Below are 19,166 nucleotides of genomic sequence, written 5' to 3' on the forward strand. Positions count from 1 at the left end.
TTCCAGCAAAACTCAAATCGACTTTTGCGGTCACAAAACACGACAACAAATAAACGCAGCGCCTTTGCGGCTGACAACCATAGCTGATAGGGAAACAATCGACTGTTCTGAACTGGATACCGACTCAATGCAGGTCATCACATCGACGCGGGCGCTCGAAGCGTTCTGCAAGGACGCCGCGACCTATGATTTCGTAACCGTCGATACCGAATTCTTGCGCGAAACCACCTATTGGCCGAAACTCTGCCTGATCCAGGCCGCCACGCCCGATCGTGCCGTGATCATCGATCCACTGGCGGACGATATCGATCTCTCCTCTTTCGCCGCCCTCCTTGCCGACGAGCATGTCACCAAGGTCTTCCATGCGGCGCGGCAGGATATCGAGATTTTCGTCAAGCTGTTCGGCACCGTGCCCCATCCGCTGTTCGACACCCAGGTCGCGGCCAGCGTTTGCGGGCATGGCGATTCGGTCTCCTACGACAATCTGGTGCGGGCGGTCGTTGGCGAACAGATCGACAAGAGTTCGCGTTTCACCGATTGGTCTCACCGGCCGCTGAGCGAAAAGCAGCTCGACTACGCGCTGGCCGACGTCACCCACCTGCGCAATATCTACACCCAATTGCGCACCGAGATCGAAAAGGCCCGTCGCGGTGCCTGGGTGGCCGACGAGATGGCCGTGCTCGAAAGCGTGGACACCTATGTCGTTCAGCCCCAGGACGCCTGGAAGCGCGTCAAGGCGCGCGTCAACAAGCCCCGCGACCTAGCGGCCCTCCAGGCCATAGCTGCCTGGCGGGAAAAGCGCGCGCAGGAAAACGACCAGCCGCGCGGCCGCATCCTCAAGGATGACGCAGTGGCCGAACTGGCCGTGCAGCGCCCCACGACCCCCGAGGCCTTCGAAAAGCTTCGCGTCGTGCCGCGCGGATATGGCCGGTCGTCCGCTGCCGCCGAACTCATTGCGGTGATCAAATCGGTAGAAGCGGCTGACAAGGCCAGCCTTCCCAAAATTGCCGAACGCCCGCGCGGGCCGTCACCCAAGGGTGCTGTGGGCGACCTGCTGCGCGTCTGGCTCAAGGCTGTTGCCGACACCAATGGCGTCGCAACCCGCATTATCGCCAGCTCCGATGACATCGACGCCATTGTCCTCGACGACGACGCCGACGTGCCCGCGCTCAAAGGCTGGCGCCGCAAGCTGTTCGGTGAGAAAGCGCTGGCCATAAAGCACGGCCGCATGGCGCTGGCAGCCACCCGCAAAGGTGTCGTGGAAGTCCCGATCGAGCCGGTCTAGAACGAACGTTCAGGGCAAATCAATCGACCCGGATCGTCCCCTCCTTAAGCCCTGCTTCCAGCGCAAGCTGGCGCTGGCGGCCGCGCATCCTGTCGCCGTCGAGAAACGCCAGGTCGGCAGGCAGGTGCAACACCAGCGTCTTGCTGTCCACCGAAAAGCGGGTGCGTGGTAGAATACCCGGCATGGCGGCGGTCAGCGGATAAGCGACGCGGAAATAGGCCGCGATCAGCCGTGCCCGCTGGCCCAGTTCCGACCCGGCCAGTTCGAGCAGCTTGGCGCTGGAACTCTTTTGCTTGAACCCCATGTAACGGAAGGCCAGCGTTTGAGCCAGAAATGCGCGGCCCCCGTGGTCGATGCCGACGATATCGGAAAAGGCAACCATCTGGATGCTCTGTTCGCCGCGATAGTCCGGATGCGCGCGCCAGCCGATATCCGACATATAGCAGGCGGCCTTTCGCAACCGCTCCTGATCGGGGCTCTCGGCCACGTCCAGCAGTTCGAACAGCGCCGTGCTGCCTCCGATCAGATCGCCGGCAAATTCCGGTGCGCGCGACCGTAGCGTCGAGATTTCCTCGGCCGCCTGCAACAAAGGATCAATCGCCTTTTCCTCGTCGCTCAGCCGCTCGTAAAGATATCCCTCGCGCACACCCAGCGCGGAAAAGACAACCTCCTCGAACTTGCCGGCACGCAGCACTTCGGCAAGCACGGCGGCGCCGTAAGGAAGCAGATCTCGGCGCGAGCCCGACACGGTTTCGATGCCCTTGATCAGCTTCTTGTCGCCATTGCTCTCCATCAGCGCGTCGCAGAGCGGCAGAATGTCTTCGGTGCGAACCGTATAATCCTGCACCATATGCAGCGGATAATTGCACCGGACCTGATGGAGCTTGGCCAGCGCGCGCCACGTCCCCCCGATCGCGGCAAAAGATTTATGCTTGCCCGGCGACAGAAGGCTGGACTCCTTGAGCCTGTCCCGCGCGATGCTTGCAGCCTTGCCCGGCGTCATCTGGCTGTCATCCTGAAGCCGGATGACGCCCAGCTCATAGGTCTCGCCACCAGTGTCATGGCCGTCCTCGACCATGGTCAACTCAAGGCTTCCGCCCCCGAGGTCACCCACGATTCCTTTGAAATGAGGCATCCCCGACAACAGGCCGTGAGCCGAGAAATGCGCTTCTTCCGCTCCGCTCAAAACGCGCACGGGCACGCCGATGATATCTTCGACTGCCCGCGCGAATTCGGGCCCGTTTTCGGCCTCCCGCGTAGCCGAAGTCGCGATGGGATAAATCTCGCCCACTTCGGTCAGCCGGCAGACCATAGCGAAACGCCTGATGGCCTTGAGAGCGCTGGCCATCGACGTGTCGGCCAGCCTCCCCGTTGCGGCAACGCCCCGCCCCAGCGTGCTCGCCGATTTCTCGTTGTAGAGCACCGTCAGGGCGCGGGCGAGCCGCTCATAGACGACGAGACGTACCGAGTTCGAACCGATATCGAGCACCGCTACAGGTTTTGCGCCCGCAATGCGCCCCTGCCCGGCTGGATCGGATTCGAGGCTCCAGAATCGTATCAAAGGTCGTTGTCCTCGTCCTCGCCGTCCCCATGCAGGGCGCTGCCGCGACCCGAAAGGGACGGATTGGTCATGAAGTAATCATGAGCGTTGAAGGGTTCCTCCCCTTCGGCCGCCACAATCCGCTGAGCGGTCCCGTCGGGCAGCACCTCCCAGCTCTGCTGATTGTCGCGCAGGTTCGCTACCATGATTCTCTCGAGAATCTGCCTGTGCACCGTGCGGTTTTTGATCGGCACCAGCGTTTCGACGCGCCAGTCCAGATTGCGCGGCATAAGATCGGCCGAAGAGATATAAACCGCAGCATCGCGCGAGGGCATCTCGCGGCCATTGCCGAAGCAATAGATGCGCGAATGTTCGAGAAAACGCCCCACGATCGATTTGACGCGAATATTGTCCGAAAAGCCCGGAATTCCCGGCCGCAGGCAGCAAATGCCGCGAACGACGAGTTCGACCTTCACGCCCGCCTGGCTCGCCGTATAGAGCGCATCGATAAGTTCGGGGTCGACAAGCGCATTGCATTTGAACCAGATGGCCGCCGGCTCTCCCCGACGCGCCATTTCGGTTTCCGCGGCTATATGCTCCATCAGCTTGGCACGCAGCGAGAAGGGCGAAATCGAAATCGCTTCGAGTTCACTTGGCCGTGCGTAGCCCGTGATGAAGTTGAAAACGCGCGCAACGTCCCGCGTAATCACCGGATCGGCGGTGAAATACGAAAGATCGGTATAAATCTTGGCGGTGACAGGGTGATAGTTGCCGGTGCCGACGTGGCAATAGGAAACCAGCTTGCCCTTCTCGCGCCGCACCACCTGGCTGAGCTTGGCGTGCGTCTTGAGTTCGATAAAGCCGAAGACGACCTGCACGCCCGCCCGCTCAAGATCGCGCGCCCAGCGAATATTGGCCTCTTCGTCGAACCGTGCCTTGAGCTCGACCAGCGCCGTCACCGATTTGCCCATCTCAGCCGCGGCGATCAGCGCCTTGACGATGGGAGAATCCTTGGAGGTGCGGTAAAGCGTCTGCTTGATCGCCACCACGTCCGGATCGCGCGCCGCCTGGGCAACGAACTGCGCCACCACGTCGAAGCTTTCGTAGGGGTGATGGACGACGATATCCTTTTCTCGGATCGCCGCGAAACAATCGCCGTGGTGATCGCGGATACGTTCGGGGAAGCGGGCGTGATAGCGCGGGAACTTCAGTTCCGGCCGATCGAGATCGTAGATCTTGCCGGCATCGGCCAGCCCGAGGAACCCATCGACCTCGAAGGTATCTTCCTGGGAAATTCCCAGCTCTTCGGCAATCAAGCGCTTGAGCGAGCGCGGCATGGACCGCTCGATCTCCAGGCGGATCACCTGCCCGCGCCGGCGCTGCCGCAGTGCGGACTCGAATTCGACCACCAGATCGGCAGCCTCGTCGTCGATTTCGATTTCGCTGTCGCGCACGATCCGGAAAGCGCCGAAACCGACCACGTTGTAGCCGGGAAAGATCTTGTGGAAGAACAGTTTGACCATGGTTTCGATGGTCACCATCTCCACTTGCCGATCCGAGATCGCCTTGGTCGGCAGCTTGATGAATCGGTCGAGATTGGAGGGTATGCGCACCAGCGCCGTCAGCCGCGAATTGTCGGTCGCACGGTCGAGCTGGAAGGCGAGCGTAAAACCAAGGTTGGGAATAAACGGGAATGGATGTGCGGGATCGACGGCGATCGGCGTCAGAACCGGGAAGATTTCCTCCCTGAAGATATTTTGCAGGAATTCCACCTGCTCGGGCACCAGATCGTCGGCTTCGTGAATGACGATATTTTGCTCTTGCAGCTCGTCGCGGATCGACTGCCACTGGTCCTGCTGTTCGAGATGCAGGTGCTGGGCGAGCGTGGTGATCTCCTCGATCTGTTCGGACGGGGTCATGCCATCGGCACTCACGCGCGGCAGGCCGGCGCGCAATTGCCCCTTCAGCCCAGCGACGCGCACCATGAAGAACTCGTCGAGATTGTTGGCCGAAATCGACACGAAGCGCAGGCGTTCGAGCAGCGGGTGATTGGGATTTGCCGCCTCTTCGAGCACGCGCATGTTGAACTGCAGCCAGCTCACCTCGCGATTGACGAACCGTGCCGGGCTCGTCCGCAGCGCCTCGATATCGGGCGTCACGTCCTCGCTCGTGTGCTGCTCATATGCCATATCGTCCATAATCTGAGCCCTTCCGGTCGCCGTGCGACTTAATCTAGCGTTTGGAGCGGATGCTGAGCGCTTCGGCGGCAATGGTGCGCGTGATCGCCCGCCCCCGCGACAGCGAAAGCCTGTCGAGCAATTCCACCAGCGCAACCACCTCTTCCGACGAGCGTTCCATGCGCCCGATCAGATAGGAGATCACTTTCGGATCGACCGACAATTGCCTATCGGCGAACAACTTCACGAACATCTGCGACAACAAGATGTCATCGGGCGCGGTCAATGAAAAGTGCGCCGCCAGCCGGGCTCGCGATTTGACGTCATTGGTCCGGTAGGGCCATTCCGCAACGGCAGTACGCGCCGTCAAGAGAACCGGACGGTCGTCGCGCATGGATTGGTTCAGCAGGTGAAACAACCCCACCTCGTCATAACCGCCCCGATCGGCATCTTCGATCAGGATCGGTTGCCGCCCGCCGGACGCGGCCAATGCCTCCACGGCCGCCGGCTTGGCGACGGCCGCCCGTGCCCGAGCCACCCAAATGCGCGCAAGATGGGACTTGCCCGATTTCGGCGCCCCGACCAGAAGCGTGAGCGGCGCCGACCAATCGGGAAAAGCCATGATGTGCTCGAAGGCAAGCGCATTGCCCTCGCACACCATGAAATCGTCCTCACTCTGGGCTTCCACATGCCCGAGTTCGAGGACGAGCTGTTCCTTGGCAGCCATCGTCACGGCTTGATATCCGTCCTTGTTTGTGGGTGCGACGTAACCTCGTTCGCTGTCAGCACCAGCTTGCTGTGAGGGTCATAGAGGGGACTGCTCTTGTACTTGGTGACCGCCCAGCGCACCAGCACCCCGCTGATTGCCGCCAGCGGCACGGCGATGATCACGCCGACGGCGCCGAACAATACCGCAAAGGCGAACAGCGAGAACATCAGCCACACCGGATGGACACCGATGCTCGAACCGACCAGCTTGGGATAGAGAATGTTGCCCTCCAGGAACTGCCCGAAGAGATAGATACCGAGAATCAGCGCGATCATGATCCAGTCGGGCCAGAACTGAACGAGCGCCACGCCTATCGAAAGCATGAACCCGACCAGCGCCCCAACATAGGGAATGAAGCTGAACAGCCCCGCGATCAGCCCGATGGCCAACCCAAAGCTGAGCCCCGCAAGCGACAGCGTAGCGGCATAATAGATTGCCAGAATGCCCACGACCGCACCCTGCCCGCGCACGAAACCGGCCAGCGCGCGATCCATATCCTTGAACACGCCGCGCATCTCGGCTCGGTGAAGCGGCGGGAACAGATTATCCACGCTTTCCACCATCCGGTCCCAATCGAGCAGCAGGTAGAACGCGACCACCGGCGTCACGATCAGAACGCCGATCGTGTTGATGATGCTCATCGATTGCTGCATGACCGTGCCGGTGATGCTGGTCAGCATGCCGATGCTGTCGGCAAACATCTGCTCGAGCCCACGCTCGAGTTCCTGCAGACGCTCGGCCCCCAGCCACTGTTCGAGCCGCGGAATCATCGTCTCGATGAACCCCTGCAACTGCTCGACATAGCCGGGAATATTCCGCGCCAGCCCGAAGCCTTGCTGGATCAGAAGCGGGACGATGAGAAGGAAAGCCGTGATCAATAGCAACACGGCGATCAACATTACGATCAATGCCGCAAACCCGCGGTGTACTTTGTGCTCTTCGAGCCAATCCACGAACGGATTGAGGAGATAGGCGAGCGTGATCCCGAGGACGAACGGCAGCAGGATGCCGCGGAACATCCACAACAGGAGCCCGAAGATCACGAGAAGGACGATCCAGGCCGTAATCTGGTTCTTAAGTGACATGGCGGTCCTTGCACGAAACGTTACGAGCCGGTATCAGCCTTTCGACATACAGACCCCGAACGGGCCGATCAACGTCAAACTGGTGCTTTGGCAGGTAACGCCGGCACTTCACCAAGGATAGCGTTCCAAGCTCATGTCCGACGACACCAGCCTGCCACCAAACGGCCTCTCGTACAAGCAGGCCGGCGTTGACATCGATGCCGGCAACGCACTGGTCGAGGCAATCAAGCCCGCCGTCAAATCGACGCGACGTCCGGGTGCCGATGGCGAAATCGGCGGGTTCGGCGGACTGTTCGATCTCAAGGCCGCCGGCTTTACCGATCCGGTCCTCGTGGCCGCCAATGACGGCGTGGGCACCAAGCTCCGTATCGCCATTGACGCCGGGCTTCACCACACCGTCGGCATTGATCTTGTCGCCATGTGCGTCAACGACATCGTCGTGCAGGGCGCCGAGCCGCTGTTCTTCCTCGACTATTTCGCGATCGGCGCGCTCGACGTCGAACAGGGCACCGCCATCGTCAACGGCATCGCCGAAGGCTGCCGTCAGGCCGGCTGTGCGCTGATCGGCGGTGAAACGGCCGAAATGCCGGGCATGTATCATGGCGGCGACTACGATCTCGCGGGCTTTGCCGTGGGCGCCGCCGAGCGTGGAACCCTGCTGCCGCGCGCCGATATCGCGGTCGGAGACAAGCTGGTGGCGATTGCGTCGTCGGGCGTTCATTCCAACGGCTATTCGCTCGTGCGCAAGATCGTTTCGATGTCCGGCCTCGCCTGGTCGGACGACGCCCCCTTTGCGCCTGGCACCAGCCTGGGCGAGGCGCTGCTGACGCCGACGAAGATTTACGTCAAACCGATCCTGGATGCGCTGAAATCCGGCATCGGCATCAAGGCCCTCGCTCACATTACCGGCGGCGGCTTTCAAGAGAACATTCCACGCGTATTGCCGGCAACGCTGGCTGCCCGCGTGGACCTCAACGCCGTTTCCACGCCGAAGGTTTTCGGCTGGCTGGCCAAGCAGGGCGGCATCGAAGAACGCGAGATGCTGCGCACATTCAACTGTGGCGTCGGCATGCTGGTCGCGGTGAGCGCGACTGACGCCGACAAACTTGTCGCCCATCTCGCAGGCCAGGGCGAAACCGCTGCCATCGTCGGAGACCTCGTCGAGAGAACCGGCGACGCCGTCGAATTTACCGGCACCCTGTCTCTATGAGCGAAAAGAAGCGCGTCGCGATCCTGATTTCGGGCCGAGGCTCGAACATGACGGCGTTGATGCAGGCTGCAAGGTCTGCCGACTATCCGGCCAAGATCGTTGGCGTTTTCTCCAATCACGCTGCCGCGCCCGGCCTTGACGTCGCGCGGGGCGAAGGCATCCCGACCGCAAGCCTCGCCCAGAGCAGGTTCGACAGCCGTCTTGCCTTCGACAATGCCCTCACGGAAATTCTTGAGGGTTGGAACGTCGATATCGTCTGCATGGCGGGCTTCATGCGCATCCTCTCGCCCGAGTTCACCAATCACTGGCTGGGCAGGGCGATCAACATCCACCCTTCCCTCCTGCCCGCCTATAAGGGCCTCGACACCCACGCACGAGCCATTGCCGATGGCGTCGTGGAAGCCGGATGTACGGTGCATTTCGTGACACCCGGCCTCGATGAAGGGCCGGCGCTTCTCCAGGCGCGCGTTCCGGTTCGTCCCGGCGATACCGCCGAAGCGCTGGCTGCGCGTGTTCTGGTCGAAGAACACAAGCTCTATCCGCAGGCTTTGCGATTGCTGGCCAGCGGCGCGGTTGCATATCCCGGCTGACGTCAAATTCGGGTCGCAACCATCACGCGATTTGATACCCCTCATCGCCACAAGTGCTTCGACAAGCGCCGCGTGAAGGCGTAACCTTCGCGTCCAACCACATGGCTGATCTGAAATGGCAAATCGGGACTGGTTCTGGATCGTCTTTCTCGGCGCGATCTGGGGATTCTCATTTATTTTCAACGCGATCCTGATTCGCGAACTCGGCCCGATGTGGGTTTCCGGTCTCCGCGTGGCGATCGGCGCACTGGGGTGCTGGGTGGCCGTCCTTGCGTTGCGGAAGTCCGTGCCGCGCGATCCCGTCCTATGGATCAAGCTCGGACTGCTCGGCGTCCTTGCATATGCGATCCCCTTTGCTCTCTTTCCGCTCGCCCAGGCGAATCTGGCCAGCGGTGTCGCCGCCATCATCAACGCGCTGACCCCGATCATGACCGTGATCGTCTCGCATTTCTGGCATGACGGCGAGAGAGCGACACGGCACAAATCCATCGGCGTGCTCGCCGGCTTTACCGGCGCGGTGATCCTGGCCACCCCCGCTCTCGCAAATGGCGGAAATTCCCAGCTCTGGGCGATTGGGGCCTGTCTTCTGGCGACGATCTGCTACGCGCTTTCGCTCAACATCACCCGCAGCTTCAAATCGGTCGAACCCACCGTCTTCGCCGCCATCGCCCTTACCGGAGCGGCGGTCGTCGCGGCCCCGATTGCATTCATGAGCGAAGGCGCCCTCGTCATCACGCGCGCCGAAACCTGGGGCGCGGCACTGGCGATCGGGCTAATTGCGACAACGTTTACGTTCCAGGTCATGTACCGCATCCTCCCGCGCGTAGGTGCCACCAACTTCTCGGCAACGACCTTCATCGCCCCGGTTTCGGCCATTGTATTCGGCTTTCTCCTGCTCGGGGAAATCATTCAGCCGACGCATCTTCTGGGCATGATCGCCATCTTCATCGGCCTGCTGATGATCGATGGCCGCCTGCCCCGCTGGTTGGGTATGCGGCGGCGCACAGCGAACTGATCAGGGACGCGTCGGCTGGATCGGATCGCCGGGATGAGGCGGGATTTCCGGTTCCGGCGGATGCGGGATCGGGTCCGACGGATCGGGAATGGGACTGTCGGGCTGGGGCGGAACCGGGTCGGTGTCCGGATTGGGGATCGGCGGCAGCGGATCGGGATTGGGCACGTCGGGTCCGGGCTGGTGGGGCGGCGGATTGGTCATGGCGAAACTCCTTTCACCATCAACGGCTCCGTGCTCGCGGCGTTCCTCATGCCGAAATCGGCGTTGAAATATCGACCACCACCCCATTGGGATCTCTGACCACCATCTGGGTCTGCCCGTATTCCATCGGCGTAGGCAATTGGACGATATCGACGCCCATGGCCTCTGCCCGCTCATGGGCCGCGTAAACATCGTCGACCACGAAGGTGAGATAGCCTCCCGAGAAAGGCCCTCGCGCCGCTCGCGGCACGGATTGGTGGACTTGATCTATGATGCCCAGCTCATAGCTCATCGCGTCCAGCTCGCCCGTCGGCGTCAGCGTCAGATACCAATCGCTGGTATAGATGCGCTTGAGGCCGCAGAGTTCCTCGTAGAACCGCGCTGTCTCCTCGATATCGCGCGCCAGAATATTGAAGATGATCCGGTTTGTGGTCGGCATTGCGAACTCTCCTCGTCGAGTTCGGGCAACGCCGCGCCAAAGGCCGGGTTCCTCAATGGCTGTCTATCTTGCTCAGGAAATAGGTCAGAGCCACGATCACCGCCGCGACGGCCACGCCCAGATAGGCGATGTCCGTGCCCTCGGTCCAGGTCAGGGCGCGGCCGAGGAAATAGACCGACATCACGGTGATCACAACGCCGACCAGTTTGGACTTGAGATCGTCCAGCGTGCTGATCTTGAGCCAGGGCGGCAATTTCAGATCCTGATGGAAATAGAGCTGATAGAGCCCCAGCGAAACGACCTGCACCACCGTCGCCAGAAGGAACAGGTCAACGATCTCGATGGAGAGCAACAGGATGCCGTCGTGGCCGGGCGCGTGATCGGTATTGAAAAACAGCGCGTCGACAAAGTGCCAGGTCTCGATCCCGCCGTAAACGATGAGCGCGATCGCCGCGATCTGGATCGCGACGACAGGAACCAGCATCACAAGCCGCACCCCAGCGCCCAACGCCGTGGAAAACGGCTCGTCGGTTCCTGCAGGTCGGCCTTCGGTTTCCGCTTCGGCCATCGTATTACTCCAACCCGAGCTTGGCCTTGAGGATGTCATTGACGGCCTGCGGATTGGCCTTACCGCCTGTCTGCTTCATGACCTGGCCGACGAACCAACCCAAAAGGCCGGGCTTGGATTTGACCGCCTCGACCTGCCCCGGGTTGCCGGCAATGATCTCATCGACGATCTTTTCGATAGCGCCGGTGTCGGACACCTGCTTCATGCCGCGCGATTCAACGATCTCGGCGGGCTCGCCACCTTCGGACCATACGATCTCGAAAAGATCCTTGGCGATCTTGCCGGAAATCTCGCCCTTGGAGATCAGATCAACAATCCCCCCAAGCTGATCGGCGCTGACCGGGCTGTCGGAAACCGCGACGCCTTCCTTGTTGAGCCGCCCGAACAATTCGTTGATGACCCAGTTGGCGGCCAGCTTGCCGTCGCGACCCTTGGCCACGTTCTCGAAGAAATCGGCCGAGTCTCGGTCCGATACGAGGACCGACGCGTCGTAATGGGAAATTCCGAAGCTCTCGATGAAGCGGTGGCTCTTTTCGTCGGGAAGCTCCGGCAAATCCTTGGCCAGCATCGCGATGAAGGCATCGTCGAATTCGAGCGGCAGAAGATCGGGGTCGGGAAAATAGCGATAATCGTGCGCTTCTTCCTTGGACCGCATGGAACGGGTCTGGCCGGTCTTGGGATCGTAAAGCCGCGTTTCCTGATCGATCGACCCACCATCTTCGAGGATATCGATCTGGCGCCGCGCTTCATATTCAATGGCCTGCCCGGCGAAACGAACCGAGTTGACGTTCTTGATCTCGCAGCGCGTACCGAATTCGCCGCCCGGACGGCGAACCGAAACGTTGATATCGGCGCGCATGGAGCCCTGCTCCATGTTGCCGTCGCAGGTGCCGAGGTAGCGCAGGATGGTGCGCAACTTGGAGAGATAGGCCTTGGCTTCGTCCGAGGACCGCAAATCGGGCTTGGACACGATTTCCATGAGCGCGACGCCGGAGCGGTTGAGGTCCACAAAGCTCATATTGGGATGCTGGTCGTGGATCGACTTGCCGGCGTCCTGCTCGAGATGCAGCCGCTCGATGCCGATCTCGACTTCCCCTTCCTCGCCCATGTCGAGCAGCACCTGGCCCTCGCCTACGATGGGGTCCTTGAACTGGGAAATCTGATAGCCCTGCGGCAGATCGGGGTAGAAATAATTCTTCCTGTCGAAGACCGACCGCTTGTTGATCTGTGCCTTGAGCCCCAGCCCGGTGCGAACGGCCTGACGCACGCATTCCTCGTTGATGACCGGCAGCATGCCCGGCATGCCCGCATCGACGAACGAGACGTTGGCATTGGGCGGATTGCCGAACTCGGTGGACGATCCGGAAAACAGCTTGGATTCCGAGGTCACCTGAGCATGCACCTCCATCCCGATCACCAGTTCCCAGTCACCAGTGGCGCCGGAAATGAAATATTTGGGGTTGGGCGTACGTGTGTCGACGATGCTCATGCGATACCGAATCCTGTGGCGGACAAGCGTAAGTCAGCAATGACTTATCTGAAATGTTAAGGGTGGGGATAAAACAAACGCGGGAGCGAAGCTAGAGCGTTTCCAGCAAAAGTGGAATCCACTTTTGCGGTTCGGAAACGCGATGAACGCCACTAATGGGCGGTGACCACCAGTTGCTTTTCCATGCGCACTTTTTCAACCCGTTGGCCGAGCATGCGGGAAAATTTGACGCCACGCCAGACGATGCCATAGCCCTCGCGGGCGTAAAAGCGGATCGCTCCGCCATTTTCGGCATGGGTTTCGAGCACGCTCACGTCATGACCGGCCCGGAAGATGTCCTGCTCGACTGCGTGGAGCAGCGTACGCCCTACGCCCTGTCGCTGATACCCCGGCGCAACCCAGAGGTCCGAGATGTAGTCGCTCATCGGCTCGCGGGCGCCCCAGCCCATGATCGTCCCGTCCTTTTCGGCGACGGTGATCGCGGGGCTGGCGTTGATGCAGAAGAGCTGGAACGTCAATTCGAGCGCGGCCCGCTCGGCATCAAGCTCATCGTCGCTGTCGGAATCGATGATATGGCGCATGCTCGAATCCCACGACGCGAAAGCCAGCCGGCCGAGCTTGTCGGCTTCGGCGATGGAGGCACGGCGGAGCGTAAGATCGTCGAGCATTTGGGGCGCTCTAGTTTTTCCGGTTCCGGGCAATGATGATGCCCTTTTCGTAGTTAATGTTCCAGTCAATTAATGTGCGCCAGAGCAATTCGGCCTGGTCCTCATCGAGATCGTGAGCCAGCGCCCGCTCCCGCACCTTGCCGATCACGCCTTCGATTCGGCTCGGATCATTGGCTTCATGCGGATCGGTCTTGATCTCTGCCATCCGCGTCACATAGGCATGCCGCTCGGCGAAAAGTTCGATCAATGCCCGGTCGATCCTGTCGATTTCGGCCCGAACATCCTCTTTGGTCTCACATTCGGCTGGCAGTTTTGTGGCGGTCATGGCGAAAGTCCCGTTCAATCAAGTGATGCAGGTGTGCATCGCCAGCCCGCGATTTTCAACCACCCCTTTTGGTAGGGCTTGCGCCGGCCCTGCCCTCCGCCTAGCATCGCGGGCATGTTTAATCTGTCTGAGCTCTGCTGAGGCCCGGTCGAAACCAGACCGGGCTGACTATCGAACCCACCGGCCTCCCGGCGCATGCAGGGCGGATCGGTTTCGATCGGCTGGCGGCTTGTCCGCCATTCAGTAGACAGACAATTTTCAATGGACATCTCCCGACAGGAACAGCGCGTGCTGCACGCACTGGCTCAGGGTGGCTATATCCACCCCATCAAGGACACGCGCGGCAAGATTGCCGACATCGAATGCTACACCCGCGACGGCTGGCTTTTGACTCAGTGCGACATGGCGCTGTTCAAAAAGCTACGCCGCCGCAAAACCATAGTCTCGCGAAATGGCGGCGCCTATCGCATCACCCGCCGCGGCATCGAACTGGTGCGCAGTCAGGTGGATAACCGCTGAGGCTTCCGGACGGGCATGGGGGAATGCCCGTCCGCCATGGGGCGACGGTTTCGCGATATTTATAGACGGCATGGGGCGATGAACGCCTCGTGCTTTGGTAGTTAGTATGAAGCGGTCATCGCCCCATGCATTCGGGATTTTGGGCCTGGTCGTCCTCTCATGCTGGGGCCAATCCCCGCTGGCTTTCGCCAGTACACCCTCGACCGTGCCGTGGGTCGGCGCTGGGAACGTTTCTGCCTCCGCTGACGCGACCGCCAACGGACCCGAACCGATCCCGCCCAAACGTTCGTTGCGCTTGCGTCCATGAGTGCGGGGTCGTGGGCACACTATGGCGTGAGTTTGAGCGGCGGGGATAAGTTTTTGGCGAGGGTGTTTGGCGCAGGCTCAGCGCACCCCTCATCCGCCCCTTCGGGGCACCTTCTCCCTCAAGGGGAGAAGGGGAACTGGGGCCGGTGCTGCGGGGTGGATGGTCTTGACGGTGAAGCGAGTGGCGGGGCTGAAGCTGGATTCCGGGAATGAATCCCGGAATGACAGGCTGGAGAGGGGGCAGCGCGCTGCCTCAAACACCCAGCGTTGCCTCAAACACCCACTTTTTACCCCGGGATTAACCCGGGGTGACAGCGGTAGGGGTGAAGAAGACCCGGGGTATGCTTCTGGCGGTTGCCCACCCCAACTCAGCTAATGCCTTGGGGCGTCCGAGAGCATCATTGCCATGTGTTCCCATTCCTGGGAAACCGAGGGGGCGCTGCGGCGTTTGCCGGCGCGGCGGTACCAGTAATCGGCGTTGCCCATATCCGCCTCGATCCAGTGAAGCAGGGCGTGGACCCAGTCGAAGGCCTGGACGCCTTCCATTTGCTGGACGATGCGATGGGCTTCCTCCCATTCGGGGCCCATGCGGAATTCGCCCTTGCGGACCCACCAGAGAGCCTGCAGCGGCAGGCTGAGGTCCTTGGGCGGGGCCGACCAGTCCTGGGTGGTGAAGATATCGGACATGACGTTCTGCAATTACCGGATGATAGAATGAAAAGTTGAGTTAGCGGCTTAGCACGAGGAGTGCAACATGGTGGCTCAGCGGGCGCGAGGGAAGACCCGGATGCCCAAAGGCCGCACGATGTCGCTCAATTGCTCGGCCGACACCTTGATGCCTTCGAAACTGGCAAGCCCGGTGATGTCGATCCCCATGAGCGTGGCTCCGCGCAGATCGGCATTGTCGAGGATGGCGCCGTTGAGATTGGCCTCGCTGAGGTCCGAGTCACGAAAATCGGCGCTCGAGGCCGATATCTGCCGCAAATCGGCCTGCCGCAGGCTGCATTCGGAAAACAGGCAATCGTCCAGCGCGGCCTGCCGGAAGCTGGCCATATCGAGCATGGTTCCGATGAACCGTACGCGCGAAACGGCGACGCGCCCGCCGGCGGTCTTGGCGAAGCGCGCATCCTCGAAATCGGCCCCGGCGGCCTTGCACTGCTTGAAGGTGGCGTCGAACAGGCTCGCGAGACCGAATTTGGCCATGGCAAGATTGCAGTTCTCGAACGTCGCGCCTTCGAGATCGGCCCGGGAGAAATCGCAGCCCTCGCGGGCTTCGGAATCGAAGAATGAGCAACTCGAAAAGATGGCATCGGTGAGATTGGCGCCCGCGAGGCGAACCCGCTCGAAGGTGCAGGACTCGAACCGCGCCCTGGCCAGATCCGCATCGGCAAGACTGACCCCGCTCAAACGGCAATGGCGCGCATGGAGCACGCCATCGGCCAGATCGGTCCAGTCAATGGCCGAAAGATCGGCGTCTTCGACCGGCTTGCCGGCAAGGATCAGCTCCTCGAGCTGGCCTTGCGAGATCACCACCACTTCGCCGGCGCCAGATCCAGCGCCGCGCTTTTTTCGATGACGCGGCCGGCCGCGAAAAGGGTCTCCTCGTCGAAGGGCTTGCCGATGAGCTGCAGGCCCAGGGGAAGCCCCTGCCCGTCCTTGCCGGCCGGCACCGCGAGGCCCGGCAGGCCGGCCATGTTGACGGTGACGGTAAAGACGTCGTTGAGGTACATCTTGACCGGATCGGAATGCAGCTCCTGATCGGCGATGCCGAACGCCGAGGACGGCGTTGCCGGGGTGAGGATCGCATCGACGCCGGCGTTGAACGCATCCTCGAAATCGCGCTTGATGAGCGTGCGGACTTTCTGGGCGCGGACGTAATAGGCGTCGTAATAGCCGGCGGAAAGCACGTAGGTGCCGATCATCACGCGCCGCTTGACCTCGCGCCCGAACCCTTCGGCGCGGGTCAGCTCGTAAAGGTCGGTAATGTCCTTGCCGGTGACGCGCAGCCCGTATTTGACGCCGTCATAGCGGGCGAGATTGGACGAAGCCTCGGCCGGGGCCACGATGTAATAGGCCGGCAGCGCGTATTTGGTGTGCGGAAGCGAGATGTCCTTGACCGTCGCGCCTTCGGCCTTGAGCCATTCCAGGCCCTGCTGCCAGAGTTTTTCGATTTCCTCGGGCATACCGTCCATGTGGTATTCGCGCGGGACGCCGATGGTGAGGCCCTTGACGCCCCGCTCCACGGCGGCGGCGAAATCGGGGACGGCCATGTCCACGGACGTCGAATCCTTGGGGTCAAAGCCCGACATGGACTGGAGCATCAACGCGGCATCCTCGACTGTGCGGGCGATCGGCCCGGCCTGATCGAGCGAGGAGGCGAACGCTACGGTGCCCCAGCGCGAGCAACGGCCATAAGTGGGCTTGATGCCGACGGTGCCGGTAAAGGCCGCCGGCTGGCGGATCGAGCCGCCGGTGTCGGTTGCCGTCGCGCCGGCGCACATCCATGCGGCCACCGCCGCCGCCGAGCCGCCGGAGGAACCGCCGGGCACGAGGTCCTTGTTGCCATTCTCGCCGCGCCAGGGATTGACGACGGGACCGTAATAGGAGGTCTCGTTGGACGAACCCATGGCGAACTCGTCCATGTTGAGCTTGCCCAGCATCACGGCACCATCGCGCCAGAGATTGGCCGTGACCGTCGATTCATATTCGGGCTTGAAGCCATCCAGGATGTGGCTGGCGGCCTGGGTATGGACGCCCTTTGTCGCGAACAAATCCTTGATGCCCAGCGGCACGCCCTCCAGCGAACCAGCTTCACCCTTGGCGATCCGGTCGTCGGAGGCCCTGGCCATCTCGCGCGCCTGATCGGCGGTCACAGCCACATAGGCGTTGAGCTTATCATTGCCCGCTTCGATGGCCGAGACATAGGCATCGGTGGCTTCGAGCGCGGTGAACTCCTTGCCGGCGATGCCATCGCGCAGGGCCTTGAGGCTCAAACGGGTAAGATCGGTCACTTGAGAAATCCTTTCGGACGGCGCTTACGCGAGCGCCTTTTCGTAGAATGCTGAATATTGACTGTCGGGATAGTCGAGAAATGCACCGCAGCGGGTAAAGCCGTTTCGCTCGTAGAGACGCCACGCGGGCTCGAACCCGGCCACATTGCCGGTTTCGAGCTTGAGCGTTTTGATGCCCTTTTCCCGCGCCAGCGCCTCGATGGCTTGCAGCAGGGCAACTCCAACGCGTTGTCCGCGCACCTCGGGAAGCGTGTACATGCGCTTCACTTCGGCCAGATCGGCATCGAACACCTTGAGCGCGCCGATGCCCACCGGCCTGCCCTCTCCGTCGCGAGCGATGAAGACCGTCGTATCCTCATCGGCCATCTGCTCGACGGTCATCTGGAACTGGAATTGGGGCGGAGACAGCGGGTTGAGATAGGCGTTGAGCGCCTTGACCAGCACTCGCACCTCGTCCTGCAACGGGGACTCGATGGCGATGGTTGCGGCCACGGCCTACTCCACGACCTTGGGAACCATGAAGAAATTGTCTTCAGAGATCGGGGCGTTGGCGACGATCTTTTCGGCATAGCCGCCATCGGTGACCTTGTCCTCGCGGCGGCGGAGCTGCATGGGGGTGACCGAAGTCATGGGCTCGACACCCTCGACATCGACTTCATCGAGCTGTTCGACAAAGCCGAGAATGGCGTTCAGCTCACCTTCGTAAGCCGCGACATCGTCTTCGGTAATCCGGATGCGGGCGAGACGACCAATGCGCCGTACGGTATCGGCATCGACCGACATATGCGTCTCCTGGGATTGGAGTGGAATTTCAACTTAAGGTTGAATGGGCTTTTAGCAATGGCGCTTGGACGATGGCAATCGCCAAATCCACTACACCTCCACCGCCAATCCCGGCTCGAGTACGAGAAGGCTGGTGCCGCCCAGAAGCGGAGCCAGGGCGTCGAAGGCGATATCGACCTCGCCATCGGTGACGGCCAGGGCGATGAGACGCGGGCGGGCGATATCGAGAAGCGCGGTGCCATGGGCGGCGCATTGGGCGCCAGAACCGCTCAGAACCACCACTGCCTCATCGACCCAACGGTTCCATTGCGCGGCGGCATCGGCATCCTCGACGACCAGAAGCCCCTCGTCCGCCGAATCGGCGACGAGGCCGCGTATGCCGAGCCGGTAGAGATCGAGCGCTTCGTCCCCGGGTTCCCGGTCGATCAGCCTCGCCCGCCGGCGCGGACGCCAGGTTTCCGGATCGAAACCGGCAAGGTCGGGGCTTTCGGTCGACACGAGGGTTTGTGCGCCGCCGATCAGCTCGGTGGCATCGACCCCATCGGGAGCGTCGTCGGCGTGAATGACCACTATCCGGCCGGCGATCTGGATGCGCAGGGTCATCGCCGCGAACCATGTGATCTTCATCTGCGCTTCCCCTTGCCAGAACTTGCACGAATGCGAGATAAGCCAGCAACCGCCCGCCGGCAAGGACGTCCAAGATGAGCGATGAAACCAACCCTCTCGCCGGCCTCGCCGAAAAAGGCAAGCTGATGGGGCTCGATCTGGGCACCAAAACCATCGGGGTGGCTATTTCGGACTCGCTGCGGATGGCAGCCTCGCCGATCGAAACAATCAGGCGAGCCAAGTTCACCGCCGACGCAGAACGGCTTATGGCGCTGATCGCCCAGCACGACGTGACGGGCATTATCGTCGGCCTGCCGCTCAACATGGATGGCAGCGAGGGGCCGCGCGCCCAATCGGCCCGCGCTTTCGTGCGCAACCTCAAACAAAAGACCGACCTGCCCATCGCCTTCTGGGACGAGCGGATGTCGACCATGGCGGTGACACGGACGATGATCGAGGCCGACCTGTCCCGTGCGCGGCAGGCCGAAGTGGTCGATAAGCTCGCGGCGAGCTATATCCTGCAGGGGGCGCTGGATCGGCTGCGGCGGGGATAAGCGGTTGATAGTCGCCACGGAGACTT

22 protein-coding genes are annotated in these 19,166 nt (G+C 61.6%); 6 read left to right on the forward strand and 16 right to left on the reverse strand.

Annotated features, from left to right (window positions below; translation table 11 throughout):
- The first annotated feature begins 127 nt into the window (after positions 1 to 127).
- Positions 128 to 1,285, forward strand: a complete 1,158-nt coding sequence (gene rnd / locus V4T21_RS08030) for a ribonuclease D (RefSeq protein ID WP_332715257.1) — start codon at positions 128 to 130, stop codon at positions 1,283 to 1,285.
- 19 nt (positions 1,286 to 1,304) lie between these two features.
- Here the strand turns inward: rnd and V4T21_RS08035 are convergent, their stop codons facing one another.
- Genes V4T21_RS08035 through V4T21_RS08050 form a run of 4 tightly spaced genes read right to left on the reverse strand, consistent with a single transcriptional unit; the run spans position 1,305 to position 6,856 of the window.
- Entirely contained in the window at positions 1,305 to 2,846 is a 1,542-nt protein-coding gene (locus V4T21_RS08035; protein WP_332715259.1) for a Ppx/GppA family phosphatase, read from the reverse strand.
- A complete protein-coding gene (locus V4T21_RS08040) occupies positions 2,843 to 5,023 on the reverse strand; it encodes an RNA degradosome polyphosphate kinase (RefSeq protein ID WP_332715261.1) in 2,181 nt (726 codons plus the stop codon). The genes V4T21_RS08035 and V4T21_RS08040 overlap by 4 nt, the downstream gene beginning before the upstream one ends.
- A 34-nt stretch (positions 5,024 to 5,057) precedes the next feature.
- Complete coding sequence (locus V4T21_RS08045; protein WP_332715263.1) at positions 5,058 to 5,735, reverse strand: P-loop NTPase family protein; 678 nt, start codon at positions 5,733 to 5,735, stop codon at positions 5,058 to 5,060.
- Positions 5,732 to 6,856, reverse strand: a complete 1,125-nt coding sequence (locus V4T21_RS08050; RefSeq protein WP_332715265.1) for an AI-2E family transporter — start codon at positions 6,854 to 6,856, stop codon at positions 5,732 to 5,734. The genes V4T21_RS08045 and V4T21_RS08050 overlap by 4 nt, the downstream gene beginning before the upstream one ends.
- 133 nt (positions 6,857 to 6,989) lie before the next feature.
- Between V4T21_RS08050 and purM the strand changes: the two genes are divergently transcribed.
- The 3 genes from purM to V4T21_RS08065 all read left to right on the forward strand — a co-directional run bounded on the left by purM (position 6,990) and on the right by V4T21_RS08065 (position 9,671).
- The gene (gene purM, locus V4T21_RS08055; protein WP_332715267.1) at positions 6,990 to 8,066 is read left to right on the forward strand and encodes a phosphoribosylformylglycinamidine cyclo-ligase; all 1,077 of its coding nucleotides are present in this window, start codon (positions 6,990 to 6,992) and stop codon (positions 8,064 to 8,066) included.
- On the forward strand, positions 8,063 to 8,656 hold the full coding sequence (gene purN / locus V4T21_RS08060; RefSeq protein WP_332715269.1) for a phosphoribosylglycinamide formyltransferase: 594 nt from the start codon (positions 8,063 to 8,065) through the stop codon (positions 8,654 to 8,656). The genes purM and purN overlap by 4 nt, the downstream gene beginning before the upstream one ends.
- A gap of 115 nt (positions 8,657 to 8,771) precedes the next feature.
- Positions 8,772 to 9,671 carry a DMT family transporter gene (locus tag V4T21_RS08065; protein WP_332715271.1) on the forward strand — a complete coding sequence of 300 codons (900 nt, stop codon included), beginning with the start codon at positions 8,772 to 8,774 and terminating at the stop codon, positions 9,669 to 9,671.
- On the opposite strand, the gene V4T21_RS08070 is transcribed toward V4T21_RS08065, so the two are convergent.
- The 6 genes from V4T21_RS08070 to V4T21_RS08095 all read right to left on the reverse strand — a co-directional run bounded on the left by V4T21_RS08070 (position 9,672) and on the right by V4T21_RS08095 (position 13,361).
- The gene (locus V4T21_RS08070; protein WP_332715273.1) at positions 9,672 to 9,872 is read right to left on the reverse strand and encodes a hypothetical protein; all 201 of its coding nucleotides are present in this window, start codon (positions 9,870 to 9,872) and stop codon (positions 9,672 to 9,674) included.
- Between the two features lie 46 nt (positions 9,873 to 9,918).
- Entirely contained in the window at positions 9,919 to 10,311 is a 393-nt protein-coding gene (locus V4T21_RS08075) for a VOC family protein (RefSeq protein WP_332715275.1), read from the reverse strand.
- Positions 10,312 to 10,363: 52 nt separating this feature from the next.
- A complete protein-coding gene (locus tag V4T21_RS08080; protein ID WP_332715277.1) occupies positions 10,364 to 10,879 on the reverse strand; it encodes a YqhA family protein in 516 nt (171 codons plus the stop codon).
- A 4-nt stretch (positions 10,880 to 10,883) separates the two neighbouring features.
- The gene (gatB, locus tag V4T21_RS08085) at positions 10,884 to 12,368 is read right to left on the reverse strand and encodes an Asp-tRNA(Asn)/Glu-tRNA(Gln) amidotransferase subunit GatB (protein WP_332715279.1); all 1,485 of its coding nucleotides are present in this window, start codon (positions 12,366 to 12,368) and stop codon (positions 10,884 to 10,886) included.
- 152 nt (positions 12,369 to 12,520) lie between these two features.
- Complete coding sequence (locus tag V4T21_RS08090; RefSeq protein ID WP_332715281.1) at positions 12,521 to 13,036, reverse strand: GNAT family N-acetyltransferase; 516 nt, start codon at positions 13,034 to 13,036, stop codon at positions 12,521 to 12,523.
- A 10-nt stretch (positions 13,037 to 13,046) separates the two neighbouring features.
- Complete coding sequence (locus tag V4T21_RS08095) at positions 13,047 to 13,361, reverse strand: chorismate mutase (RefSeq protein ID WP_332715283.1); 315 nt, start codon at positions 13,359 to 13,361, stop codon at positions 13,047 to 13,049.
- A 261-nt stretch (positions 13,362 to 13,622) separates the two neighbouring features.
- Here V4T21_RS08095 and V4T21_RS08100 point away from each other — a divergent pair, with 261 nt between their 5' ends.
- Positions 13,623 to 13,880, forward strand: a complete 258-nt coding sequence (locus V4T21_RS08100) for a YjhX family toxin (protein WP_332715285.1) — start codon at positions 13,623 to 13,625, stop codon at positions 13,878 to 13,880.
- A 678-nt stretch (positions 13,881 to 14,558) separates the two neighbouring features.
- Here V4T21_RS08100 and V4T21_RS08105 read toward each other — a convergent pair.
- From V4T21_RS08105 to V4T21_RS08130, 6 genes are all read right to left on the reverse strand, one after another.
- Positions 14,559 to 14,873: a hypothetical protein gene (locus V4T21_RS08105; protein ID WP_332715287.1), complete on the reverse strand. Its 315-nt coding sequence runs from the start codon at positions 14,871 to 14,873 to the stop codon at positions 14,559 to 14,561.
- Positions 14,874 to 14,948: 75 nt separating this feature from the next.
- A complete protein-coding gene (locus V4T21_RS08110; RefSeq protein WP_332715289.1) occupies positions 14,949 to 15,719 on the reverse strand; it encodes a pentapeptide repeat-containing protein in 771 nt (256 codons plus the stop codon).
- Positions 15,713 to 17,197, reverse strand: coding sequence for an Asp-tRNA(Asn)/Glu-tRNA(Gln) amidotransferase subunit GatA (gene gatA, locus V4T21_RS08115; RefSeq protein ID WP_332715291.1), 1,485 nt, complete (start codon positions 17,195 to 17,197; stop codon positions 15,713 to 15,715). The genes V4T21_RS08110 and gatA overlap by 7 nt, the downstream gene beginning before the upstream one ends.
- Before the next feature lie 24 nt (positions 17,198 to 17,221).
- Positions 17,222 to 17,689, reverse strand: a complete 468-nt coding sequence (locus V4T21_RS08120) for a GNAT family N-acetyltransferase (RefSeq protein WP_332715293.1) — start codon at positions 17,687 to 17,689, stop codon at positions 17,222 to 17,224.
- Positions 17,690 to 17,692: 3 nt separating this feature from the next.
- Entirely contained in the window at positions 17,693 to 17,980 is a 288-nt protein-coding gene (gatC, locus tag V4T21_RS08125) for an Asp-tRNA(Asn)/Glu-tRNA(Gln) amidotransferase subunit GatC (RefSeq protein WP_332715295.1), read from the reverse strand.
- A 90-nt stretch (positions 17,981 to 18,070) separates the two neighbouring features.
- Positions 18,071 to 18,607, reverse strand: a complete 537-nt coding sequence (locus V4T21_RS08130; protein WP_332715297.1) for a hypothetical protein — start codon at positions 18,605 to 18,607, stop codon at positions 18,071 to 18,073.
- Positions 18,608 to 18,681: 74 nt separating this feature from the next.
- Between V4T21_RS08130 and ruvX the strand changes: the two genes are divergently transcribed.
- On the forward strand, positions 18,682 to 19,140 hold the full coding sequence (ruvX, locus tag V4T21_RS08135; protein ID WP_332715299.1) for a Holliday junction resolvase RuvX: 459 nt from the start codon (positions 18,682 to 18,684) through the stop codon (positions 19,138 to 19,140).
- Positions 19,141 to 19,166: the final 26 nt, after the last annotated feature.

Source organism: Pelagibacterium mangrovi, assembly GCF_036662815.1.
GTDB lineage: Bacteria > Pseudomonadota > Alphaproteobacteria > Rhizobiales > Devosiaceae > Pelagibacterium > Pelagibacterium mangrovi.